The organism is Curtobacterium sp. 9128, from assembly GCF_007673775.1.
Classification (GTDB): domain Bacteria; phylum Actinomycetota; class Actinomycetes; order Actinomycetales; family Microbacteriaceae; genus Curtobacterium.
In genome coordinates, this window is sequence record NZ_VEAF01000007.1 from 96,153 (window position 1) to 120,827 (window position 24,675).

At 71.4% G+C, this 24,675-nt stretch carries 19 protein-coding genes; 12 read left to right on the top strand and 7 right to left on the bottom strand.

Features of this window, described 5'->3' with window-relative positions:
* The first annotated feature begins 27 nt into the window (after positions 1-27).
* The 6 genes from FS641_RS15420 to FS641_RS15445 all read left to right on the top strand — a co-directional run bounded on the left by FS641_RS15420 (position 28) and on the right by FS641_RS15445 (position 8,197).
* Positions 28-1,119 (top strand): acyltransferase family protein, encoded by a 1,092-nt coding sequence (locus tag FS641_RS15420; protein ID WP_144765406.1) that lies wholly within the window; start codon positions 28-30, stop codon positions 1,117-1,119.
* 720 nt (positions 1,120-1,839) lie between these two features.
* Positions 1,840-3,171, top strand: coding sequence for a bifunctional o-acetylhomoserine/o-acetylserine sulfhydrylase (locus FS641_RS15425; RefSeq protein ID WP_144765408.1), 1,332 nt, complete (start codon positions 1,840-1,842; stop codon positions 3,169-3,171).
* A 432-nt stretch (positions 3,172-3,603) separates the two neighbouring features.
* Complete coding sequence (locus FS641_RS15430) at positions 3,604-4,803, top strand: homoserine O-acetyltransferase (RefSeq protein ID WP_144765410.1); 1,200 nt, start codon at positions 3,604-3,606, stop codon at positions 4,801-4,803.
* Between the two features lie 157 nt (positions 4,804-4,960).
* Complete coding sequence (locus FS641_RS15435) at positions 4,961-6,118, top strand: sensor histidine kinase (RefSeq protein WP_144765412.1); 1,158 nt, start codon at positions 4,961-4,963, stop codon at positions 6,116-6,118.
* Positions 6,115-7,437 carry a hypothetical protein gene (locus tag FS641_RS15440; RefSeq protein ID WP_144765414.1) on the top strand — a complete coding sequence of 441 codons (1,323 nt, stop codon included), beginning with the start codon at positions 6,115-6,117 and terminating at the stop codon, positions 7,435-7,437. Before FS641_RS15435 ends, FS641_RS15440 begins: the two co-directional genes overlap by 4 nt.
* 88 nt (positions 7,438-7,525) lie before the next feature.
* A complete protein-coding gene (locus tag FS641_RS15445) occupies positions 7,526-8,197 on the top strand; it encodes a response regulator transcription factor (RefSeq protein WP_144765416.1) in 672 nt (223 codons plus the stop codon).
* Positions 8,198-8,387: 190 nt separating this feature from the next.
* Here the strand turns inward: FS641_RS15445 and FS641_RS15450 are convergent, their stop codons facing one another.
* The 4 genes from FS641_RS15450 to FS641_RS15465 form a co-directional block, all read right to left on the bottom strand.
* The gene (locus FS641_RS15450) at positions 8,388-9,653 is read right to left on the bottom strand and encodes an MFS transporter (protein WP_144765418.1); all 1,266 of its coding nucleotides are present in this window, start codon (positions 9,651-9,653) and stop codon (positions 8,388-8,390) included.
* A 384-nt stretch (positions 9,654-10,037) separates the two neighbouring features.
* A complete protein-coding gene (locus tag FS641_RS15455; protein WP_144765420.1) occupies positions 10,038-10,265 on the bottom strand; it encodes a hypothetical protein in 228 nt (75 codons plus the stop codon).
* 51 nt (positions 10,266-10,316) lie between these two features.
* Positions 10,317-10,625, bottom strand: coding sequence for a thiamine-binding protein (locus tag FS641_RS15460; protein WP_144765422.1), 309 nt, complete (start codon positions 10,623-10,625; stop codon positions 10,317-10,319).
* Positions 10,622-11,980 (bottom strand): glycosyltransferase 87 family protein, encoded by a 1,359-nt coding sequence (locus tag FS641_RS15465; protein WP_144765424.1) that lies wholly within the window; start codon positions 11,978-11,980, stop codon positions 10,622-10,624. The genes FS641_RS15460 and FS641_RS15465 overlap by 4 nt, the downstream gene beginning before the upstream one ends.
* An 83-nt stretch (positions 11,981-12,063) precedes the next feature.
* On the opposite strand from FS641_RS15465, the gene FS641_RS15470 reads away from it, so the two are divergent.
* Complete coding sequence (locus FS641_RS15470) at positions 12,064-12,765, top strand: YceI family protein (RefSeq protein ID WP_144765426.1); 702 nt, start codon at positions 12,064-12,066, stop codon at positions 12,763-12,765.
* 74 nt (positions 12,766-12,839) lie between these two features.
* On the opposite strand, the gene FS641_RS15475 is transcribed toward FS641_RS15470, so the two are convergent.
* The gene (locus FS641_RS15475) at positions 12,840-13,652 is read right to left on the bottom strand and encodes a glycoside hydrolase family 16 protein (protein WP_144765428.1); all 813 of its coding nucleotides are present in this window, start codon (positions 13,650-13,652) and stop codon (positions 12,840-12,842) included.
* A gap of 368 nt (positions 13,653-14,020) precedes the next feature.
* Entirely contained in the window at positions 14,021-14,866 is an 846-nt protein-coding gene (locus FS641_RS15480; RefSeq protein ID WP_144765430.1) for an ADP/ATP-dependent (S)-NAD(P)H-hydrate dehydratase, read from the bottom strand.
* 24 nt (positions 14,867-14,890) lie between these two features.
* Here FS641_RS15480 and FS641_RS15485 point away from each other — a divergent pair, with 24 nt between their 5' ends.
* From FS641_RS15485 to FS641_RS15500, 4 genes are all read left to right on the top strand, one after another.
* Positions 14,891-15,526 carry an HAD family phosphatase gene (locus tag FS641_RS15485; RefSeq protein WP_144765432.1) on the top strand — a complete coding sequence of 212 codons (636 nt, stop codon included), beginning with the start codon at positions 14,891-14,893 and terminating at the stop codon, positions 15,524-15,526.
* Positions 15,523-16,605: an NADH:flavin oxidoreductase/NADH oxidase gene (locus FS641_RS15490; protein ID WP_144765434.1), complete on the top strand. Its 1,083-nt coding sequence runs from the start codon at positions 15,523-15,525 to the stop codon at positions 16,603-16,605. Before FS641_RS15485 ends, FS641_RS15490 begins: the two co-directional genes overlap by 4 nt.
* Before the next feature lie 178 nt (positions 16,606-16,783).
* Positions 16,784-18,145 (top strand): hemolysin family protein, encoded by a 1,362-nt coding sequence (locus FS641_RS15495; protein ID WP_260855877.1) that lies wholly within the window; start codon positions 16,784-16,786, stop codon positions 18,143-18,145.
* A complete protein-coding gene (locus FS641_RS15500) occupies positions 18,142-19,182 on the top strand; it encodes a hemolysin family protein (RefSeq protein ID WP_144765436.1) in 1,041 nt (346 codons plus the stop codon). Before FS641_RS15495 ends, FS641_RS15500 begins: the two co-directional genes overlap by 4 nt.
* A 118-nt stretch (positions 19,183-19,300) precedes the next feature.
* On the opposite strand, the gene FS641_RS15505 is transcribed toward FS641_RS15500, so the two are convergent.
* Positions 19,301-20,740, bottom strand: a complete 1,440-nt coding sequence (locus tag FS641_RS15505; RefSeq protein ID WP_144765438.1) for a GuaB1 family IMP dehydrogenase-related protein — start codon at positions 20,738-20,740, stop codon at positions 19,301-19,303.
* A gap of 144 nt (positions 20,741-20,884) precedes the next feature.
* Between FS641_RS15505 and FS641_RS15510 the strand changes: the two genes are divergently transcribed.
* Positions 20,885-24,634, top strand: coding sequence for a multifunctional oxoglutarate decarboxylase/oxoglutarate dehydrogenase thiamine pyrophosphate-binding subunit/dihydrolipoyllysine-residue succinyltransferase subunit (locus FS641_RS15510; protein ID WP_186317795.1), 3,750 nt, complete (start codon positions 20,885-20,887; stop codon positions 24,632-24,634).
* The last annotated feature ends 41 nt before the right edge of the window (positions 24,635-24,675 follow it).

Sequence of the window (24,675 nt, forward strand, 5' to 3'; positions counted from 1 at the left end):
GGTCACGTTCCGGTAACGTCACGAGCCATGACCACGGACGCCGCACCTCCCGTGCCCGCCGCCCCGGCCACCGAGTTGGAGCCCGGTCGTGCGCGGCAGCGGATCCCGATGTGGGACACCGCGCGGTTCCTGGCGGTGACCCTCGTCGTCATCGGGCACGCCATCCAGCGGCAGACGACGGCGAGCGAGCACGCCCTGGCGCTGTACACGTTCATCTACGCGTTCCACATGCCGGCGTTCGGTGTCATCAGCGGGTACTTCTCGTCGGCGGACACCCCGACGGCGAAGCGCATGCGGCGGACGATCACGGACATCGTGGTGCCGTACATCATCATGCAGACGATCTGGACCGTGGTGCAAGGTCTCGTGGAGGGCGGGAAGCAGTTCAACCCGACGCAGCCGACGTGGACGCTGTGGTTCCTCCTCGCCCTGGGGATCTTCCGGCTGATCCTGCCGTATCTGGCGCAGCTGCGGTGGCCGCTGGTGTGGGCCGTCGTGTTCAGCATCGGGGTCGGCTACTTCGACAACGTGGACTCGACGCTCTCGCTGTCGCGGGCGATCAGCCTCCTGCCGTTCTTCCTCGTCGGGTGGCAGGTGAAGCAGTGGGGCCTGTTCGACCGCTGGTACGACGCGCGCCGTCGGGTCGTGGTCCGGGTGCGGATCGCTGCCGGCGCGGTGTTCGCCGCGTGGGCCCTGGCGTGCGCGCTGTGGATCCCGCAGTTCAAGGAGTTCGACCTGCACCACTGGTTCTTCTACGACGACTCGTACTCCGGTCTCGGCGAGGACGCGTGGTGGGCCGGGGCGGTGCGGTTCGGGCTGATGCTGCTCGCGGCGCTGCTCACGGCCTCCTTCCTGGTGCTCGTGCCGCGACGGACGGTGTGGATCACGAAGTTCGGCGCGGCGACGATGTACGTGTACCTGCTCCACACGTTCGTGCTCTACCCGGTGCGGGAGTCCGGCGTCCTCGCCGGGGCGCACTCGGCGTGGCCGTACGTGCTGCTCATGGTCGGGTTCGCCTGCGCGGTGAGCCTGTTCCTGGCGCAGCCGTTCGTCCGGAGGGGCATGCGCTGGCTCCTCGAGCCGAACGTGCGCTGGCTGTTCCGCCGCGACCCCGCCTGAGTCGCCCCGCTCCTGCGCGCTCCCGGCGCTCCCGTCCCCCACGCCCCCGTGCCCCGCAGCCCCGCAGCCCCGCAGCCCCGCACCGTGCGAGTTCCGCGCCCGCTTCCCTCGCACCGTGCTCGCAGCACCGTGCGAGGTCAGCCGCTGGTGCGCGGTAGATCGCCTCGTGCGTCGGACTAGCCCGGCACCATGCCACCATCGGCGCACCACACGCCAACCCCGCACCGTGCGCCACCGCGCACCGTGCGAGGTCAGCCGCTGGTGCGCGGTTGATCGCCTCGTGCGTCGGACTAGCCCGGCACCATGCCACCATCGGCGCACCACGCGCCAACTCCGCACCGTGCGCACCCCCCCACCCGCCGCCAACCCCGCACCGTGCGCACCCCCACCACCCCCAGCCGCCGCTAACCCCGCACCGTGCGCACCCACACCACTGGCAGCCCCGCAAACCCCGCACCGTGCGCACCCCCACCACCCCCAGCCACCGCTAACCCCGCACCGTGCGCACCCACACCACTGGCACCCCCGCAAACCCCGCACCGTGCGCACCCACACCACCCGCGCCCACGGACTGGAGGCACGGCTCAACCCCGCCACCCGCGTTACGTCACGAGACGGGTGCGCTGGTGCCGCCCGGGCCACGTCCGTAGCGTGAGCCGCGACGCGCACGTGATCCGAGCCTCCCGGCCGGGACGCCAGCAGACGGAACAGGAGCCCGACATGACCGACAACGACGCCGCCGAGTGGCGCTTCGAGACCACGCAGATCCACGCCGGCGCTCAGCCGGACCCGACGACCGGAGCCCGGGCGACGCCGATCTACAAGACGACCTCGTACGTCTTCGCGAACTCGGACGAGGCTCGTGACCTGTTCGCCCTCGCGAAGCCGGGCAACATCTACTCGCGGATCATGAACCCGACGAACGACGTCCTCGAACAGCGCATCGCGGCGCTCGAGGGCGGTTCCGGAGCACTCCTGGTCTCGAGCGGTCAGGCGGCGGAGACGTACGCGGTGCTGAACATCGCGCAGGCCGGCGACCACATCGTGTCCTCGTCGTCGATCTACGGCGGGACGTACAACCTCTTCAAATACACGCTCGCGCGCCTCGGCATCGAGACCACGTTCGTCGAGGACCAGGACGACCCCGAGGAGTGGCGCCGCGCCGTCCGCCCGAACACCAAGCTGTTCTTCGCGGAGACGATCGGCAACCCGAAGATCAACGTGCTCGACATCACGACCGTCGCCGACGTCGCGCACCAGGCGGGTGTACCGCTCATCGTCGACAACACCATCGCGACGCCGTACCTGATCCGCCCGTTCGAGCACGGTGCGGACATCGTGGTGCATTCCGCGACGAAGTTCCTCGGCGGACACGGCACGGTCATCGGCGGCGTCATCGTCGACGGCGGCACCTTCCCGTGGTCGGAGCACCCGGAGCGCTTCCCGGAGTTCAACTCCCCGGACCCCTCGTACCACGGTGCGGTGTTCGCCGAGGCGGTCGGCAACGCCCTCGCGTACATCGTCAAGGCGCGGGTGCAGCTCCTCCGAGACCTCGGCGCGTCGAGCTCGCCCGACACGGCGTTCGCGCTGCTGCAGGGCATCGAGACGCTCTCGCTCCGCATCGAACGGCACGTGCAGAACGCGCAGGAGATCGCCGAGTGGCTGGACCGACACCCGGACGTCGCGACCGTCGCGTACGCGGGGCTGCCGACCTCCCCCTGGTACGGCGCGGCCTCGCGCTACGCGCCGAAGGGCGTCGGCGCGGTGCTGTCCTTCGAGCTCAAGGGCGGGGTCGACGCGGGCCGCGCCCTCGTGGACAACCTGCAGCTGTTCTCGCACCTGGCCAACATCGGCGACGTGCGCTCACTGGTGATCCACCCGGCATCGACGACGCACTCGCAGCTCACCCCCGAGCAGCAGCTCACGACCGGTGTCACGCCGGGTCTGGTCCGACTGTCGGTGGGCATCGAGAACGTCGAGGACCTGAAGGCCGACCTGGAGGCCGGGCTCACCGCCGCGCGCGCCGTCACCCAGGCGGGTCTGCGGGCGTAGCGCCGCGCGCGCTCGTCCCGTCGGGACGGGCCGGCGCGGGCGCGCCCGCCGGCCGGCTCGGAACGCGCCGCCGTCGACGCGCAACACGCCGCCGCGTCGACTCGGAACGACGGGGTCGCTGTCGTACGACAGCGACCCCGTCGTTCCTTGCGCGCGCAACTGTTGCGCACGCCCGACAGCGACAGCGACAGTGTCGATGTCGTACGACATCGACACTGTCGCTCCTTGCAACAGCAAGCGCCCACGCGCCGCACGCAAGCGCCCGCCCGCCGCGCCGCGCCGCGCCCACCGGAGACGAGCCGAGCCTCCAGGTCGCGCCGCCCGCGCCGGCAGCACCCAGCACCCAGCACCCCACACCCGCGCACCCCGCGCACCCCGCTCCCGCGTAACACGGCGACGGCACGCGGCTCCGACCGGGACAATGGACCCACCATGGACTGGCAGACGACTCCCGAGGACTCCGTGCCGTCCACCCTGGTCCCCGGCACCGCACTCGGCGCGATCGGCAAGCCCCCGGTCACCGGCGCCTGGCGCCCGGGCGACCACCCCGGCTCCCGTCGGTTCGTGTCCCTCGGCGAGCAGTGGGTGCGCGGCGGACGGCTGCCGGCCGTGCGGATCGCGTACGAGAGCTGGGGCACCCTGAACGACGCACGGGACAACGCCGTCCTCGTGTTCCACGCCCTCACCGGCGACTCGCACGTGGCAGGCGATGCCGGACCCGGCCACACCACGGCCGGCTGGTGGGGCGACGTCGTCGGACCGGGTCGGGCGATCGACACCGACCGATGGTTCGTGGTCGCGCCGAACATGCTCGGCGGCTGCCAGGGGTCGACCGGGCCGTCGTCGGTCGCACCCGACGGGGTGGAGTGGGGCTCGCGCTTCCCGTTCCTCACGGTCCGCGACCAGGTGGCCGCGCAGGTGCGCCTGGCCGACGCCCTCGGCATCGAGCGGTTCGCGGCCGTCGTCGGTGGGTCGATGGGCGGGATGCACGCCCTGGAGTTCGCCGCGTCGGAGCCGTCGCGGGTCGCACGCCTGGCGGTCCTCGCCAGCACGGCGCAGACGACCGCCGACCAGATCGCCGCGAACTCGCTGCAGCGCGCGGCGATCCAGATGGACCCCGGGTTCGCCGGCGGCGACTACTACGAGGCCGAGCCGGGCGACGGCCCCTCCCGGGGGTTGTCCCTCGCGCGCCGGATGGCGATGCTCACCTACCGGGCCTCGGACGAACTCAACGGCCGGTTCGACCGCTCGTGGCAGTCCGACGTGTCACCACTCGGCGAGGACGGGCGGTTCTCGGTCGAGAGCTACCTCGACTTCCACGGCAACAAGTTCACCCGGCGGTTCGACGCCTCCACCTACGTGGCGCTGACGCACGCGATGGACTCGCACGACCTCGGAGCCGGGCGGGGCGGCGTCGCGGCGGCGCTCGGCAGGATCGCCGCCAGGACCCTCGTCGTCGGGATCTCCAGCGACCGGCTGTTCCCCGTCGAGGACCAGCACCGCATCGCCGCCGGCGTGCCGGACACGCTCGACGGCGACCGAGCGGCGGTCATCACGAGCGAGTTCGGACACGACGGATTCCTCATCGAACACGAGGCCGTCGGGGCGCACCTCCGCCGCCTGCTCGACTGACAACGCCTGACGTCGCGGTAACGACTTGGTTGCCAAACGCATCACCCTGGCGTGCCGAACCCTCCGCAACGAGTCGCTCTCATGGAATGATGTGCGAACCGACCAACCATCGGTGGCTCGACGATCCCTGCACGAACGAGAACGACACCTGGAACCGATGGAACCCCTGGCACAGGAACGCGACCGGCTGCTCCGGTCGACGACCCGCGTCGTGGGCATCGCGTGCACCCTGGTCAGCCTCGTGGGCGTGCTCTGCTCGTTCGCCGTCCCGGCCGGACCGCTCGCGGCCGGGATCGCCTGCATCGTGGTGATGACGGGTGCCCTCGTGGCGTTCGGCTGGAACGGCTCCACGTGGTGGACGGCGCTCACGCTCGTCGCCGGACTCGGCGCCCTGGTGCTCCTCACCACGAGCGTCACGGGCGAGGACCGCGCCGTCGTGACGAGCGCCCTCGTCCCCCTCGCCGCGGGTGGCCTGTCCTCCCTGCTGATGGCCCAGCGTGGCCACGTCGTCGGGCTCGGGCTGACGGTCCTCGGCGGCGCCTGCTCGATCGTCGTGATGGCGTTCGCCGCCGGGGCACTCGTCTCGAACGCCGTCGGCGGCACCGCCCTCGGCTGGGTCCTCACCGCCGTGGTCGCGTACTGGATCTCACGCAGCATCCCGCGCGTCGCGCGCCGCATCTACAGCATCGGAACCGCGCACCGTGCGGAACGCCAGGCCAGCGAGACCGAGGCACAGCGCCGGCAGGGTGCCCGACTCCTGCACGACACCGTCCTCGCGACGCTGACCCTGCTTGCGCACTCGGGCGTCGGGGTGTCCGAGCAGGCGATGCGCGAGCAGGCCGCCGAGGACGCCAGGCTCCTCCGCCACCTCCGCCTCGGGGCGACGCCGCAGCCGCAGCAGTCCGGCGACTACTCGTTGACCCGCACCGAGGAGTCCCCGCTCGGACAGACCCTCGAGTCCGTGAAGCAGCGCTTCGGCCGGATGGGCCTCGAGGTCAGCTGGCACGGCACCGGCCAGGTGCTCCTGCCCACGACCGTGCTCGACGCGTTCCTGCTCGCCCTCGCCGAGTGCCTCGAGAACGTCCGCCGGCACGCCGGCGTCGCCGAGGCGCACGTCACCATCGTCCACGACGAGGACATGGTCCGCGCGATGGTCACCGACTCCGGTGTCGGCTTCGAACTCGGCGCCGTCGACGAGGAACGGCTCGGCTTCAAGGAGAGCGTCGTCAACCGCCTCCGCGAGGTCGGCGGCGACGCCCGCCTCTTCTCCGCGCCGGGTTCCGGCACGACCGTCGTCCTGGAGGCGCCCCGATGAGCGGCGTCCCGGAGGACACCATCGGCCGTGGCCTGCCCGGCGAGACCCAGCAGCCCGCTCCGCGGACCCGACGGGAGGCGCGGGAGCGGTACCGGGGCACCGAACGTCGGCAGGCACGCGGCCTCCCCTCGACGTCCACCGGCGCGCGGTCGCTGCGGCAGGCCGCGAAGCCCGGGGCCTCGCTCGGTGCGGGGCACCTCGGGCTCGGCGCTGCGGTGCTCACCGCGCTCGAGGCCGTGGCGGGCGTGGCGTTCTTCCTCGCGCACTGGTCCGACTTCGCCGACCCCTGGCTCCCGGCGGCGGCGTGGCTGCTGTTCGCCATCGCGGCGATCGGCGTCGGCCTCAGCGTGATGACCTACGGCGAGCGGCTCACCGGAGTGTCGTTCGCGCTCATCTGCGTCGTCCTCGCCTGCATCGTCACCCTCGACTTCATCGGGATCTGGCCCGAGCACGACCTGGCACACACGGCGAGTGCGTCCGTCGCGGCCGGCTTCGCGCTCCTCCCGGTGGCGACGCTCCGTCCGGCGCGGGAGGTCGCCGCCGCGATCACGGTGCTCGGGCTCGCCTTCGTCGTCATGGCGATCGCGTCCACCCCGATCACCGCCGACACGATCCCCGGGCTGTTCTCGCTGCTCGCGCTCGTGATCGTGCCCCCGTCCGTGGCGATCTTCGTCATGCAGCGCTTCCGCCAGCTCGTGCAGCGCGAGCTCGACCGCGTGCTCGTTCAGTCGAACGTCTCCGCCCCGCAGTTCGCCGTGGGCATGCTCGCCTCCGACGAGCTCGCACGACTGGACCTGGCGGCCGAGAAGCTCCTCGACGCCGTGGCGAACGGCACCGACCCGCTCCCCCTGTCGGACGCGTCGTCCTCGGTCGCGGCGTCGCTCGCCACGGAGCTCCGGCTGCACCTCATCGAGGGACGTCGGGAGACATGGCTCTACCACGCCATCACCGAGTCCGACCACCTCGGCCGGGCGGTGAGCGTCGCCGACCCCGGATCGCTCGCCGGGCACCTGTCGCCCGCGCAACGGGACGGGCTGCTCCAGGCGCTCTGGCAGATGGTCGGCGACGGCCGGGGTCTCCAGCCAGGGGTCCCGATGGTCTCCGTCACGCTCGGTCCCGTCGGGTCCGACGGCCACCCGGTCTCCGACGAGACCATGGACGTCCCGATCGTCATCGAGTCCAGGGGCGTGCCCCGACGACGCCTCGGTCCGGCCGCGTGGAGCGGACTCGCACGCATCGGGAGCTACACCGACACCATGCGCGACGGCGCCTTGCACATCGTCGCCCACTGCGTCGTGAGTCGACACCCGTCGATGTGACGGGTTCCGGACATCCTGACGAGCCTCCGACGCCCGGATGTGCGTGCCACCTAGGCTCTCCACGCAGACCACGAGAAAGGACGCCAGCATGGCGACTCCAGAGGCCCCGATCCGACTCGCACTCGTCGACGACCACAGGATGCTGCTCGGTGCGCTGACGGAGTGGATCCGTGGCGCCGCCGACGACATCACGCTCGTCGCCGCCGTCACGACCTGGCCCGAGCTGCTCACCAGCCCGGCGTTCCCGGTCGACGTGGTGCTGCTCGACCTCGACCTCAAGGACTCCATCCCGGTGTCGCTGAAGATCTCGACGCTCAAGACCGCCGGCGTCAAGACCGTCGTCATGAGCACGTACTCGGAGCCGAACGTCGTGCGCGAGGCCCTCGGATCCGGTGCCCTCGGCTACCTGGTCAAGAGCGAGGACGCGGAGATGATCGTCGAGGCGATCCGCTCGGCGCAGCGCGGTGAGCAGTACGTCTCCGCCGAACTCGACCTGGCCATCAACAGCGGCGACGTGGGCGGTGTGCCGAAGCTCAGCGCGCAGGAGCGTCGTGTGATGGCGCTCTACGGCGGCGGCGAGCCCGTGAAGAGCGTGGCGTACCAGCTCGGGATCTCCGAGGAGACCGCCAAGAGCTACCTCAAGCGCATCCGTGAGAAGTACCGCGTGGCCGGCTTCGACGTCGGCACGAAGGTGGCGCTCCGCAAGCGGGCGATCACCGACGGCATCATCTTCGAGGACGGGTCGCCGCACGGGCTGTAGGGGCGACAGCGCCGCGCCCGGCATGGTCGGGCCCGGCGTGGCGTGGTCCGGCGTGGCCCTGCGCGAGGTTCCACAACTCGCCGCTCACGTCCGCCGAGGTTCCACGACTCGCCGAACGAGCCCCTCGAGGTTCCAGAATTCTGGCACCTCGGGGTGACGACGCCGGGCCCGCGGAGCCGAACCCTGCGGATCAGCCGAGCGGCACCGGGGCGGTGATCGGACCGGTGGACGGGTGGTGAGCCACCAGCGCAGCACGGTGCTTCGACCGCCGCTCGACCGTGTAGCTGATCGCGGTCATGACGACGCCGAGCAGGGCCAGTGCGATGCCGAGCCACCCCGGGGCGACGAAGCCGAACCCGGCAGCGATGACGGCTCCGCCGAGGGCAGCGCCGAGCGAGTTGCCGATGTTGAACGCGGAGTGGTTCAGCGCGGCCGCGATGGTCCTCGCGTCCCCCGCGACGTCCATCAACCGCGACTGCACCGCCGGCGGGATCGCGGACGAGGTCGCCCCGAGCAGGAACGCACCGACGAAGACCCCGACCGTCCACTGCGCCGTCAACACCACCACGAGCAGGGCCCCGATCAGGGCGAACATCCCGACGTAGATCGTTCGCTTGACACTGTGGTCGGCGAGGTGCCCGCCGAGGACCCCACCCACGACCATGCCGAGCCCGACGACGACGAGCACGAGGGGCACGACGGCCTGCGGGAGGCCGGTGACGTTCGTCACGAGCGGCGAGATGTACGAGTAGACCGCGAAGAACCCGCCGAACCCGACCGCGCCGAGGCCCATCACGAGCCAGACCTGCGGTACCCGGAAGGCGCGGAGCTCACGACCGATCGACGCCGTCTCGTCACGGGCCGAACGCGGCACGAAGGCCGACACCGCGAAGAACGTCGCGGCGAACAGGACGGCGACGACGCCGTACGCGACACGCCATCCGGCGTTCTGTCCGATGAACGTGATCGCGGGGACGCCGACCACGTTGGCGACGGACAGGCCGAGCAGCACCATCGCGATCCCCTTGCCGCGCTTCCCGGGGCCCATGATGTCGCCGGCGACGATCGAGGCGATCCCGAAGTACGCACCGTGCGGCAGCCCGGCGACGAACCGCGCGACGAGGACCAGGCCGAACGAGGGCAGCACCGCGCTGGCGACCGTCGCGACGACGAACCCGACGAGCAGCACCATGAGCAGGCCCTTGCGCGGGAACTTCGCCGACATCGCCGCGATGGTGGGTGCGCCGACGACCACGCCGAGCGCGTACGCGCTGACGAGCCACCCGGCGTGCGCGATCCCGGCGTCCGGGTCGGCGGCGTACTGGCTCGGCAGGAGGGCAGCCGCGATGTTCGGCAGCAACCCCATCGCGACGAACTCGGTGGACCCGATGGCGAACCCACCGAGGGCGAGGGCGATGATCGCGAGTGCGCGGCGCGCCGGCGTGAGCTGGGACATGCTGCCTGTTCTGGACGGGGCGGACGGAACGGTACGAGCCGCGGGCCCGCACGGACGGACCCCACGAGCGGACCCGACGGACGGATCCGAACGACCGGAACCACACGAGCGGACCCGGACGAGTGGCACGAGGCGACGGACGACGACGGGCCCGCGGTTCCGGACCACGAGGTCGCGACCGGCGATGCCGGTCCGTTCAGCGGTGAGCGGAGGAGACCGAGCCGACGAAGCGGCCCGGTCGGATCAGTGTAGACCGCTCCACACGCATGGCGGAAGCGACCTCCCGAATCGATTCGACACCAACAACGTCCACGAGCCGAGCCGCCGACGCAGCGGAGCACGGTGGCTCCGCGACGGACAGGGGCGACGCGAGGACAGCGCGCCTCAGGCCGCGCGGCGCTGCGGCTGCTGCTGGCGCGCGGGGGCCGCGGGGACCTCGTCGCGGTGGACCCAGCCTTCGCCGCACTCCGTGCACGTGGCCCAGGCGGCATCGCCGTCGGAGTCCACGTCGATGACGACCGTTCGCAGGTCGCAGTCGGGGCACCAGCCGTCGTGCATCATCACGATCTCCTCGTCACGTCCGCGGTCACCGTCGTGTGACCATCTGCCCACAGGACACACCCGACCACCGACATCCCCGGGAGGACGGCGGCGTGTCGCCGATCAGGAGTCGAGCGCCGCTTCGAGCCGCTCGAGCTTGCCGTCGATCTCGCCCGTGTGTCCAGGTCGGATGTCCGCCTTCAGCACGAGGGACACCCGGGTACCGAAGGGCAGGACGGCCTCGGTGGCGGCCTTCACGACGGCCATGCAGGCGTCCCAGTCGCCCTCGATCTCGGTGAACATCGACGACGTCCGGTTCGGCAGGCCGGACTCCCGGACGACTCGGACCGCAGCGGCGACGGCGTCGTGGACCGACCCGTCGGACGACGCTGCGGGACCACCGGACGGGGCGACGGAGAAGGCGACGATCATGCGTCCATCCTGCCCTCGACACCGCCCGCGGGACCAGGACGGAGCGCGGACTCCACGCCGGTGCCCGGATCGGCCCCGGCATCCGCGACGCCGATGCTGCGCGCGCCGGTCACGTCCCCGATGCCGGCGTCCGGCACCACCGCACCCCGTCGCGCCTGGAGCGCCATCCGGACCAGGAGCACGATGCCCCAGAGCAGCAGGACGACCTCGAGGACGTTCCGCACCGTGAGCACGACGAGGATCCACGGCTGCACGGAGAGCAGCTGGTCGTAGTAGCCCGGGTAGATCAGCTGTGTCAGGAAGGCCATGGGCAGTGCGGTCAGCGCGAGCGGCAGGAAGCGTCGGGCGCTCCCCCGCCCCGCCACGAGTCCCCACACGATCGGCACCGCGAACCAGCCGATGTACTGCGGGGAGCCGACCTTGTTCGTCGCGATGAGCGCGGCGACCAGCACGAGCGCGAGGACCGGCGCGACCTCGGTCCGACGGGCGCCCCGTGCCGCAGCCCAGGCGGCGAGTCCGACACCGCCGAACACCGCGATCGCCATCAGCGGCGTCGACACCGCCGCGGCGAGGTGCGTGCCGCTGCCCATCACCTCGAAGGTCAGGATCTCCCGGTCGTAGAACACCGCTGCGCCCAGCACGTGGGCGGCGGCGGCCCACATGAACGGCGTCGCCAGCGGGGCCTCGACCTGCAGGCCCCGACCGCTCTGCTGCCCGACGAAGGACAGCAGATGGGCAGCCCCGCCGTAGAGCACGTCCACGAGGACGACGAGCGCGGTGACGGTCGCGGCACCGGCGACGACACCACCGCGGTGCCCTCGCCGCAGGACCAGGAGCACCGCGACGAGCGCAGCCGGCCAGACCTTGACCCACGCGCCGATGGTGAACACGGCTGACGCGAGCGCCGGTCGGGCACCCACGAACGCCACCCCGACGAGCGCGACGGCCGTCGACACGGTGTCGATCCGGCCGAGGCCGATCGGCCCGAGCGCGAGCAGGAACACGAGCCACCACCAGACGACGCTGATGCCGAAGGCACGGAACCGCCAGAGGAACGCGCACGCCACCGCGTCGAGCAGGATCATCAGCACGAGCCACCCGGTGCCGATCGACGCGAGGCCACCGAGTGCGGCGGCAGCCATCGGCACGATCGCCAGGATCGGGTACACCCAGTCCGAGTCGAGGCCGACCCAGACGTGCGTGGTCCTCCCGTTCTCGATCCAGGTCCGGTAGATCCCGGTGACGTCGCCGAGCGGCAGGTTGGCGATGAACGTCGTGAGCCACCACAGCAACGCATGCACGGCGAGGAACGCGACGGCGAAGCCGGCGAGCTCGAGTCGTCTGGACTTCAGCACCGGACGAGCGTACCGGGCGACTCCGCGCGTTCGAGCTCCGGCATTGCCAGGAGTTCCCGAGGGTGACGTGTCAACGTCTCCCCGTGACCACCACTCGCAGACGCAGGGCCACCATCTGGATCTCGATCGCGGCCGCCGTCGTCGTGCTCGGTGTCGTCGGGACCGTCGTCGGGACGACGGTCTACTCGAACGCCGAGAACGCCAAGGCCGAGGCGACACCGAGCGTCGCGGCGTCGCGAGCGCCGTCCACGCTCGGCACGAAGGACCTCACCGGCGACTGGACCGTCGGCGGTGACTCCGAGGCCGGGTACCGCGTGCACGAGGTCCTGAACGGGTCCGACGTGACCGTGACCGGCCGCACGACGAAGGTCACCGGGAGCGCGACCGTCGACGGCTCCTCGATCACGGCGGCACGGATCGAGGTCGCCGTGGCCGACATCGCGACCGACTCGAAGCAGCGCGACTCCTACTTCCGGGACTCCGCGCTCGACACGTCGGCGTTCCCCACCGCGACCTTCGCGCTGACCGCCCCGGTCGCCGACGCGGTCCCCTCGGGCAGCGGGACGACGACGGTCGAGGCGCGGGGCGACCTGACCCTGCACGGCGTCACGAAGTCGGTCACCGCGACCCTCCAGGTCGGTCTGAACGGCGACGGTGTCGACGTGTCGGGCTCGATCCCGATCACCTTCGCGGACTTCGGCGTCCAGGCACCGAGCCTCGGCTTCGTGAAGGTCGACCCGGACGGCGCCGTCGAGTTCCTGGTCCATGCGACACCGAAGCGGTAGCCGCGCGAGCCCGCCACCAGAGCGAGACCGCGGCAGCGAGGCCTCAGGAGCGGTGAGGACACCGGACCGCCGCCTCACCGGTCCCAGATCCGCACCCAGTCGATCTCGAGGTGCCCTGGCGCACCGACGTCCCCGACCTGGAACATGTACCGGTGCGCGGTCGTCGGGACGTCCTTCGTCACCGTGAGCACGATCACGCCGTCCACCGAGTAGCGCACCGCCACCCCCGGGATCCACTCGGTCGTGTAGGTGTGCCACTGCCGCCAGGTGGCGTCGGTGTGCAGCCCCTCCGCCTGCCACTCCTGCCCGGGGACCATCTTGTGGCTGAACGCGCCGACCGTCCCGTCGAGGTCCCCCTCCGGGAAGTCGAGCTCCCCCTCGGACCACACGTTCGAGGTCGGCCACAGCATGAAGGCGGCACCGTTGCCGTCGCCCCCGGTGGCGCGGGCACGGACGCTGAAGGTCCCGCCGACGTGCGACCACGCGCCGTCCGGCGTCCCGAACGTGCCGGCCGCACCCCGCGACCCGTCGAGCGCCACGTCCATCACACCGTCGTGCGCACTGACGAGCGGTCCCGACCAGTACTTGTCCCCCATGCCGTCCGGGTACGGCTGCCACGCGTCGGCGTACGTCGCGGCGAACTGCCCGCCGGCTGCGGCGGGGGTGTCGAAGTCCTCCGAGAACGTCGGAGCGGTGCCCTCCCCGGGCGGGGTCGTCGCGACGACGGTCGGTGCGGGTGACGCCGGGTCGCCGACCCACGAGCGCGCGTCGGCCGTCGTGACGGTTCCGAGCACCACCGACGCGGCGACGACGGTGGCGAGGACGAGCAGTGCCCTGGCGACCTTCGTCGGTCGCGCAGGAGACTGGTGGTGCGGTTCGGACTGCATGGTGCTGGATCACTTCCCGGGGACCGACCGCCGCGTCTGATCGTCCGGGCGTCGTCCCTCGACACCGTGTCTACGTGGGTCCCGCCCGTCTCCACGAGGGTCCGCCCCGCCGCTGGCGGGATCGGTGCGGACTCCCACACGCGGTGCGTGATCCCGCTGCGGTTGCGGGTTCCCGCGCCGCACCGGACTGGAGGCGGTGCTCGCCACCGGCACCGAGCCTCCAGTCCGCGCCGGACGGGAGGCGGAGCTCGCCACCGGCACCGAGCCTCCGGTCCGCGCGTGGCTGCCCCTGGCACGCCGCTCCGGAACGACGTCGCCGTCGTCGTCCGACAGCCGCGCTGTCGTACCGGGTCCGCCGCAGCCGCGGGTCAGGCGCCCGCGTCGCCCGTGACGACGAGGTCCCCGACCACGGCCGGGAGCGCCTCGATGAGCGTCGTCATCGTGAAGGGGCCGCCGCCGGACGCGCGCCGTGCCGCGGTGCCGTGCACGACGGCTGCCGCGGCGGCGAGGTGTGCGAGGTCGTCCGGTCCGATCTCGCCCTGGCCGGCCCGGGTCGCGACGAGGGCACCGAGCACACCACCGAGGACGTCCCCGGCGCCGGCGGCCGCGAGCCACGGCGTGGCCGATGACGCGACGAGCCGGACGGACCCGTCCGGCGTGACCACGTGCGTGTCCGACCCCTTGAGGAGCACGACGCTGCCGGTCTGCTCCGCGGCGCGGAGGGCCGAGCCGCGCGGGTCGCCCTCGACCACGTCACGCTCGACGCCGAGGAGCTTCGCGAGCTCCCCCGCGTGCGGGGTCAGCACCGCGAGCGGGCCCAGGTCGACGAGCGGGATGGCGCCGGCGTCCACCACGACCGGGACACCGTCGTCGGAGGCGTGGCGGAACGCGGCAGCCGTGGTGTCGTCGAGGTCCTCGAGCGAGTCGGCGGAGATGCCCGAGCCGACGAGCCACGCCTGCACCCGTCCGACCCCGGAGACGACCTCCGGCCGGCGCGCGAGCACGAAGTCCGTCGCCCGCTCGGGTCCGACGTACCGGACCATGCCGACCCCCGTGTGCACCGCGGCGTCCACGCCCATGATCGCGGCACCCGGGTACGCGGCGGACCCGGTCGCGACGCCGAGGACCCCGCGCCGGTACTTGGTCGTGTCCCCGGTCGGCGGCGTCGTCCATGCTGCGGCGTCGGACGGGGAGACGGGCACGAAGTCGTTCACGACCGCCACGTTACGGTGGAGCGCATGAGTCTGTTCCTCCCCGGTCGTGTCGTCGTGTTCGACTACGGGGAGGTGATCAGCCGAACGCCGCACGCCGCCAGGGATGCGCTGCTCGCGGCGACGGGGTGCTCCGCCGAGGAGCTGTTCCCGGTGTACCAGGAGCTCCGGCACGACCTCGACCGTGGTGACCTCTCGACGCTCGCGTACTGGCGGGCGATCGGCGAGCACATCGGTCGGTCCTGGTCGGTCAGCGAGGTCCACCGGTTCTGGGCGATCGACTTCACGGGCTGGTTCGCGGTCGACCCGGAAGTGCTCGACCTCGTCGAGGAGCTCCACGACGCGGGTACCCGGGTCGCGCTGCTCTCGAACGCCGGGTTCGACTTCGGCGACCCGTACCGGCACTCGCCGATGGCGTCGATGTTCGAGACCGTCGTGGTGAGCGCCGAGGAGCACGTGCTGAAGCCCGACTCGTCCATCTACCGCACCACCTGCGACCGGCTGGGAATCGCCCCGGCACAGATGGTGTTCGTGGACAACAGGGCCGAGAACGCCTCCGGTGCGGAAGCAGTCGGGGCGGTCGGCCACCACTACACGTCGCCGGCCGGACTCCGCACCTTCCTGCAGGAGCTCGCCGACGCAGCCGAAGGAGTCCCCGCGTGACGCACGCCCTGTTCGAACCCATCACCGTCCGCGACCTCACGGTCCGCAACCGCATCTGGGTGTCCCCGATGTGCCAGTACTCGGTGGAGGACCAGGACGGCGTCCCGACGACGTGGCACCTCGTGCACCTCGGCGGGTTCGCGAAGGGCGGTGCCGGCGCCGTCGTCGTCGAGGCGACGGCCGTCGTTCCGGAGGGGCGGATCAGCCCGCAGGACCTCGGGCTCTGGAACGACGAGCAGCGGGACGCGTTCCGCCCGATCGTCGACTTCATCCACACGCAGGGCGCCGCCGCCGGCGTGCAGCTCGCCCACGCCGGTCGCAAGGCCTCCACCTACCGCAGCTGGTCGGCGACGACGGGCACCGTCCCGGCATCGGAGGGCGGCTGGAACACCGTCGCGCCGTCGGCCGAGGCGTTCCCCGGCTACGACGTCCCGCGGGAGCTCACCACCGAGGACATCCGGCTCGTGGCGCTCGGGTTCGCCGCGGCCGCCCGGCGCGCGGTGTCGGCCGGCTTCGACCTCGTCGAGATCCACGCCGCGCACGGCTACCTGCTGCACCAGTTCCTCTCGCCGCTCAGCAACCACCGGACCGACGACTTCGGCGGGTCGCTCGAGAACCGTGCGCGCGCGCTGCTGGACGTCGTCGACGCCGTCCGTGCCGAGGTCGGCGAGGGTTTCCCCGTCGTCGTGCGCTTCTCGGCGACCGACTGGACCGAGGGCGGTCTGACGCTCGACGAGGTCGTGCAGGTGGCCGCGTGGGCCGCCGAGCACGGTGCCGACCTGGCCGACGTCTCCACCGGCGGCAACGTCGCGAGCGCGCCGATCCCGGTCGGCCCCGGGTACCAGGTCCCGTTCGCCGCCGCGGTCAAGGAGCGCGCGGGCATCGGGACGATCGCGGTCGGGATGATCTCGGACGCGTTCCAGGCGGAGCAGATCGTGGCGACCGGCCAGGCCGACGTGGTGATGGTCGGCCGCGAGTTCCTCCGCGACCCGTCCTTCGCGCTCCGTGCCGCTCGGGAGCTCGGCGTGCAGGTCGACTACGAGCCGCAGCAGTACCACCGAGCAACCGTCACGAAGTAGGGCGGATTCTCGGGAACGCGCGGGAGCGCGGCACTAGCATGACTGTCACTGTGGACGATCCTCCGAACAGCTCTTCGCCCCATCACTCATCCGGCGCTCACTCAGTGAGCCGCCCTGCATCACCGTGTGCTCCGACCTCCCACCGGGGGTGGACCAGGTGAGCGTCGTCGACGTCGTCATGCTCGTCGGCGGCATCCTGCTGACGCTCGGCACCGGCGTGTTCGTCGCGAGCGAGTTCTCACTCGTGAACCTCGACCGCGCCGACGTCGAGGCACGGCGGGACCGCGGCGAGAGCGGCCTGACGCCGGTGATCGGCGCGCTCAAGGTCACCTCGACGCACCTCTCGAGTGCACAGCTCGGCATCACGCTGACCACGCTGCTCACCGGGTACCTGCTCGAACCCTCCATCGCGCACCTGCTCGAGGCGCCGTTCCTGGCGCTGGCCCTGCCGGAGGGGGTCGTCGAGACCGTCGGCTCGATCGTCGCGCTCGTGATCGCGACCCTGCTGTCGATGATCCTCGGTGAGCTCGTGCCGAAGAACTTCGCCCTCGCGCTGCCCCTGCAGACCGCCAAGCTCGTGGTCCCGTTGCAGATCGGCTTCACGACCGTGTTCAAGCCCGCCGTGGCGCTGCTCAACGGCACCGCGAACGGCGTGCTCCGCGCCATGGGCATCGAGCCGCAGGAAGAGCTCTCCGGCGCCCGGAGCGCCGAGGAACTCACCTCGCTGCTCCGGCGCTCCGCCTCCGAGGGGTCGCTCGAGCAGGACACCGCGACGCTCCTGCAGCGCACGCTGTCCTTCTCCGAGCTCGACGCGAGCGACGTGATGACCCCGCGTCCCCGGCTGTCGACGATCCGCGTGTCGGAGTCGGCCGAGGACGTCATCGCCCTGGCCCGCCGGACCGGGTTCAGCCGTTTCCCCGTCATCGAGGAGGACGCGGACGACGTCGTCGGCATCGTGCACGTCAAGCAGGCCGTCGCGGTCCCCCGCGAGAAGCGTGCCGAGGTGCCCGTCGGCGCGCTCATGACCGACGCCGAGCGCGTCCCCGAGACCATGCCGGGCGACACGCTGCTGACCGAGGTCCGTGGTCGTGGCTACCAGATGGTGATCGTCGTCGACGAGTACGGCGGGACCGCCGGGGTCGTCACACTCGAGGACCTCATCGAGGAGATCGTCGGCGAGGTGTCCGACGAGCACGACCGCGCCCGCATCGACGTGGTCCGCTCCCGCAACTGGCTGACGTTCCCCGGGCTCCTCCGCCCGGACGAGCTCGAGGACCGTGCCGGCGTGAAGGTCCCCGAGGACGGCCCGTACGAGACCGTCGGCGGGTTCATCATGGCCACGCTCGGCCGGTTGCCGGTCGTCGGGGACGAGGTCCCGCTCGAGGACGGCGTGTTCCGCGTCGAGCGGCTGGACGGGCGGCGCGTCGACCGCATCCGGTGGACGCCGACCCCGGCGGACACGCCGGCCGCGGGCGTGACCGTCCCCGGGTCCGACCGGACGACCACGACCACGACCACGAAGCAGGAGGCCGTCCGATGAGCTCCGACTGGTGGGGCATCTTCTGGCTCGTCGTGCTGCTCGCCGGCAACGCGTTCTTCGTCGCGGCCGAGTTCGCCGTCATCTCCGCACGTCGCTCCCAGATCGAGCCGCGCGCCGAGCAGGGCTCCCGTTCCGCGCAGATGACGCTGTGGGCGATGGAGCACGCGACGCGGATGCTCGCGACGACGCAGCTCGGCATCACGGTGTGCTCGCTGCTCATCCTCAACGTGTCCGAACCGGCCATCCACCACCTCCTCGAGGTCCCGCTGCACCTGACCGGGTGGAGCGTCGACGTCATCGGGATCATCGCGTTCGTGTTCACGCTGCTGCTGGTGTCGTTCCTGCATGTCGTGTTCGGCGAGATGGTGCCGAAGAACATCTCGTTCTCGATGCCCGACCGTGCCGCCCTGCTCCTCGTGCCGACGCTCTGGTACATCGGGCACGGCCTGCACTGGGTCGTCGTCGGACTGAACGAGGTCGCGAACGCCGTGCTCCGCCTGTTCAAGGTGGAGCCGAAGGACGAGGCCGTCAGCGCCTACACGGTCGAGGAGGTGCAGACGATCGTCGAGCAGTCCCGCCGCGAGGGCACCCTGTCCGACGACGGCGGCACCCTCCGGATGGCGTTCGAGTTCACGGAGAAGAAGGTCAAGGACGTCGCGGTGCCGATGTCCGAACTCGTCACGCTGCCCGAGGACGCCACCCCCGGGGACGTCGAGCGGGCGGTGGCCCAGCGCGGGTTCTCCCGCTACGTGCTCGTCGGCGACGAGGGCGAGCCGACCGGGTACGTGCACGTCAAGGACGTCATCGACCTGCGCCCCGACGAGTTCGACGACCCGGTGCCGCCGAAGCGCATCCGTCAGCTCATCTCGCTGTACACGGAGATGGACCTCGAGGACGCCCTCGCCACCATGCGTGCGGCCGGCCGTCACGTCGCCCGGGCGTTCGACGCAGACGGTCGCACCACGGGCGTGCTGTTCCTCGAGGACATCCTCGAGGAACTCGTCGGCACCGTCGAGGACGCCACCCGCCGCCGGTAGACGAACGCACAGACGGACGGGAGGCGCGGTGCCAGCTGGCACCGCGCCTCCCGTCCGTCGTGTGGTCGGCCACCAGCTGACGGGGCCGCGACGAGCACTGTCCTGCCCTCGGCCCTCGCTACCAGCTGACGGGGAGCGGTTTGCCCTCTTCGTACCCGGCGGCGGACTGGATGCCGACCAGGGCCCGTTCGGAGAACTCGGCCAGGTCCCGAGCTCCCGCGTACGTGGCCGAGCTCCGGACACCGGTCGTGATCATGTCGAGCAGGTCCTCGACACTCGGGCGCTCCGGGTCGAGGTAGATCGTGGACGAGGAGATGCCCTCGGCGAAGAGCGCCTTGCGTGCACGCTCGTAGGGGTCGAGTCGCTCGAAGCGCTCGCGGACCGCCTTGGCCGACGCCATCCCCCAGCTCTCCTTGTAGGCGGCGCCCTTCGCGTCGCGACGGAGGACCCCAGGGGCCTCGAGCGTGCCGGCGAACCACGAGCCGATCATCACGGCGCTCGCCCCGGCGGCCAGCGCGAGTGCGACGTCGCGGGGGTAGCGGACGCCACCGTCGGCCCACACGTGGGCGTCGAGCGACCGCGCGGCGGCCGCGGTCTCGAGCACGGCGGAGAACTGCGGGCGCCCGACCGCGGTCATCATGCGCGTGGTGCACATCGCACCAGGACCGACGCCGACCTTGATGATCGAGGCCCCGGCGTCGACGAGGTGCGCGACCGCGTCGGCCGTGACGACGTTCCCCGCGACGAGCGGGATGCCGAGGTCGAGGGCGGCGACGGTGCGGAGCGCGCTGAGCATGCCCTCCTGGTGTCCGTGCGCGGTGTCGAGCACCAGGACGTCCACGCCGGCGGCGGCGAGGGCCTGCGCCTTCGCTGCGACGTCCCCGTTGATGCCGATCGCCGCAGCGACCCGGAGCCGACCCGATGCGTCGACGGCAGGGCGGTAGATGCTCGACCGGATCGCGCTCGTCGGGCTCGTGGTGCCGACGACGCGGCCGTGCCGGGTCACCGGCGCGAAGTCGACCTCGGCGGCGGTGAGGACGTCGTACACGTGGCGTGGGGTGCCGGCGTCCTCGGCGTCGACGGCCGTGGAGGCACCGTGCAGCAGGTCGCGGAGGGTGGCGTCCGGGCCGGCCGTCCCGAGGCGCGTGGCCGGGACACAGCCGACGTACTCGCCAGCGCCGTCACGCACGACGACGCCGCGCCCGGCGACGGGCAGCAGCTGCCCGAGCGCCTCGGCGACGGTGGTGTCCGCGCCCATCTCGATGGGGGTGTCGAACGCGACGGGCTGGTCCTTCACCCAGCGGATCGCCGCGTCGAGGTCCTGCAGGTGCATGTCCTGCGGGAGCACGCCGAGTCCCCCGCGCCGTGCCAGGGTCGCGGCGAGGCGCGGGCCCGTCACCGAGTTCATGTTCGCGCTGACGATCGGGATCGTCGCACCGCTGCCGTCGTTCGCGGAGAGGTCGACGTCGAACCGGCTGGTCACCGCCGAACGGCTGGGGACCAGGAAGACGTCGGAGTAGGTCAGATCGTGCGTCGGCCGCGTCTCGTAGAACCTCATGCGGCCCACTGTACGGCGCGGCGACATGCCTCGGACTGACACCGGACGGACATGTGGAAACGGCTACGCTGGGTGCCTGTGCGGTGCAGAGTTGCCCCGCACGACACACACGAGCATCAATCGACGGAGAGTGGGCGATCGGCTGTGTCGAGCCATCTGACCGGAACTGACGAGACCGCGGGCGAATTCGGCGCGAACGAGTGGCTGGTGGACGAGCTGTACGAGCAGTTCCTCGCCGACAAGGACTCCGTCGACAAGTCGTGGTGGCCGGTCCTCGAGAGCTACCACCAGACCGCCGGCAAGGGACAGACCGCACCGGCCGCCGCCGCGCCGGCAGCCTCCGCTCCGGCACCCGCCGCCCAGGAGGCACGGGCCGACTCCCCGAAGCCCGCCGAGTCCAAGGGCGGCCAGATCCAGGCGCGCACCACCTCGAAGCAGCCGTCGCCGCAGCCGATCCCCGCCGAGGCGAACGACCAGGCCGACGACCACGACGAGACCCACGAGGACGTGGCCACGCCGCTCCGCGGCATGGCCAAGACGCTGGCGTCGAACATGGACGCGTCGCTGACGGTCCCGACCGCGACGAGCGTCCGGACGATCCCGGCGAAGCTGATGATCGACAACCGCATCGTCGTCAACAACCACCTGCGCCGGGCCCGCGGCGGGAAGATCTCCTTCACGCACCTCATCGGGTGGGCGATGGTGCAGGCACTCAAGGAGTTCCCGAGCCAGAACGTCTTCTACGAGGAGCGCGACGGCAAGCCCTTCGTCGTGCAGCCGGCGCACGTGAACCTCGGCATCGCGATCGACGTCCCGAAGAAGGACGGCACCCGGTCGCTGCTGGTCCCGAGCATCAAGCGCGCGGAGACCCTGACGTTCGGACAGTTCCTCTCCGCCTACGAGGACCTCGTCAAGCGCGCCCGCGACAACAAGCTCACCCCGGCCGACTTCCAGGGCACCACGATCTCGCTGACGAACCCCGGTGGGATCGGCACCGTGCACTCGGTCCCGCGCCTGACGAAGGGCCAGGGCGCCATCATCGGCGCCGGTGCCCTCGAGTACCCCGCGCAGTTCCAGGGCTCGGCGCCGAAGACCCTCGTCGAGCTCGGCGTCGGCAAGACGATCACGCTGACGAGCACGTACGACCACCGTGTCATCCAGGGCGCCGGCTCGGGCGAGTACCTGAAGAAGGTGCACGAGCGGCTCATCGGCCAGCACGACTTCTACGAGGGCATCTTCGCCGCGCTCCGGATCCCGTACAAGCCGATCCAGTGGGCGAACGACATCAACGTCGACCTGGCGCACCGCGTCGGCAAGACCGCCCGCGTGCAGGAGCTCATCAACAGCTTCCGGGTCCGCGGTCACCTGATGGCCGACGTCGACCCGCTCGAGTACCGACAGCGCACCCACCCTGACCTCGAGATCGAGAGCCACGGGCTGACGTTCTGGGACCTCGACCGCGAGTTCGTGACCGGTGGGCTCGCCGGCACGACGAGTGCTCCGCTGCGGGACATCCTCGGCGTGCTGCGCGACGCCTACTGCCGCACGGTCGGCATCGAGTACATGCACATCCAGGACCCGGAACAGCGCCGCTGGGTGCAGTCCCGCATCGAGGTGCCGTACTCCAAGCCCTCGAAGGAAGAGCAGCTGCGCGTCCTCGGCAAGCTCAACGAGGCCGAGGCGTTCGAGACCTTCCTGCAGACGAAGTACGTCGGCCAGAAGCGCTTCTCGCTCGAGGGCGGCGAGTCCACGATTGCGTTCCTCGACACGCTCATCCAGGGTGCGGCGTCCGCCGGGCTCGACGAGGTCGCGATCGGCATGGCGCACCGCGGCCGCCTCAACGTCCTGACGAACATCGCCGGCAAGACCTACGGCCAGATCTTCCGCGAGTTCGAGGGCACGACGCTCCCCGGTGCCGTGCAGGGCCAGGGTTCCGGCGACGTCAAGTACCACGTCGGGACCGAGGGCGTGTTCCGGGCGTCCGACGGCACCTCCATCCCGATCACCATCGCCGCCAACCCCTCCCACCTCGAGGCCGTCGACGGCGTGCTCGAGGGCATCGTCCGCGCGAAGCAGGACCGGAAGCCCGCCGGCGAGTTCGGCGTGCTGCCGGTGCTCGTGCACGGCGACGCGGCCATGGCCGGTCAGGGCGTCGTCGTGGAGACGCTGCAGATGTCGCAGCTCCGCGGCTACCGCACCGGTGGCACGGTGCACCTCGTGATCAACAACCAGGTCGGCTTCACCACGCCGCCGGAGAGCGCCCGCTCGTCGGTGTACTCGACCGACGTCGCGAAGACGATCCAGGCGCCGATCTTCCACGTGAACGGCGACGACCCCGAGGCCGTGGCCCGTGTGGCCGACCTCGCCTTCGCCTACCGGCAGGAGTTCCACCGCGACGTCGTGATCGACCTGGTCTGCTACCGCCGTCGTGGCCACAACGAGGGCGACGACCCCTCGATGACGCAGCCGCTCATGTACAACCTCATCGAGGCGAAGCGCTCCGTCCGCACGCTGTTCACCGAGGCGCTCGTCGGCCGCGGCGACATCACGCAAGAGGAGTACGACGAGGCGCACCGTGACTTCCAGGACCGCCTGGAGCGCGCCTTCGCCGAGACGCACGAGGCGCAGACCGGCACCATCCCGGTGATCCCGGTCGACGACGACGGTGCCGTGCAGGGGCTCGAGCGACCGACCGCGCAGCGCGACGACTCGGAGAACGACGTGCACGAGACCGCGGTCTCGCGCGAACTCGTCGAGCTCGTCGGCGACGCGCACGGCAACCCGCCCGCCGGGTTCCAGGTCCACCCGAAGCTGCAGCAGCTCCTCGCCAAGCGCACCGAGATGACCCGCACGGGCGGCATCGACTGGGCGATGGCCGAGCTCATCGCGATCGGGTCGGTCCTGACCGAGGGCAAGCCCGTCCGGCTCGCCGGGCAGGACGCCCGCCGCGGCACCTTCGTCCAGCGTCAGGCGGTGTTCCACGACCGCGTCAACGGCCAGGAGTGGCTGCCGCTCTCGAACCTCACCGAGGACCAGGCACGGTTCTACATCTACGACTCGCTGCTGAGCGAGTACGCCGCGATGGGCTTCGAGTACGGCTACTCGGTGGAGCGGCCCGAGGCACTCGTGCTGTGGGAGGCGCAGTTCGGCGACTTCGCGAACGGTGCGCAGACCATCATCGACGAGTTCATCTCCTCGGCCGAGCAGAAGTGGGGTCAGCGGTCCGGCCTCGTGCTCCTGCTCCCCCACGGGTACGAGGGCCAGGGGCCCGACCACTCGTCGGCGCGCATCGAGCGCTACCTGCAGCTGTGTGCCGAGGACAACATGGTCGTCGCCCGTCCGTCGACCCCGGCGTCGTACTTCCACCTGCTGCGCCGCCAGGCGTGGGAGCGCCCGCAGAAGCCGCTCGTGGTGTTCAGCCCGAAGGCGATGCTCCGGCTCCGCCAGGCGACGAGCCCCGTCGAGGACTTCACGTCTGGCACCTTCCAGGAGGTCCTGGACGACGACCGGCTGCAGGCGCTCGACCCGGCCGACCGCGGCACCGTCCGTCGTGTCGTGCTGCACTCGGGCAAGGTCCACCACGACCTGCGCGCCGAGGCCGACAAGCGGGGCGTGACGGACGTGGCCCTGGTGCGGCTCGAGCAGCTGGCGCCGCTCCCCCTCGGGCGCATCCTCGACGTGCTCGCGTCCTACCCGGACGCCGAGGTCGTGTGGGCACAGGAGGAACCGGAGAACCAGGGGGCATGGCCGTTCGTGTGCATGGCCCTCTCGCCGCACCTCGACGGCCGACCGCTGTCGGTCGCCGCCCGTCCCGCGAGTGCCGCACCGGCCACGGGATCCTCGAAGCGCTCCGCACAGGAGGCCGCCGAGGTCATCACGAAGGCGCTCGGCTAGTCACCACCGCGCCCCGGTACGAGCAACGCGCCCCGTCATGG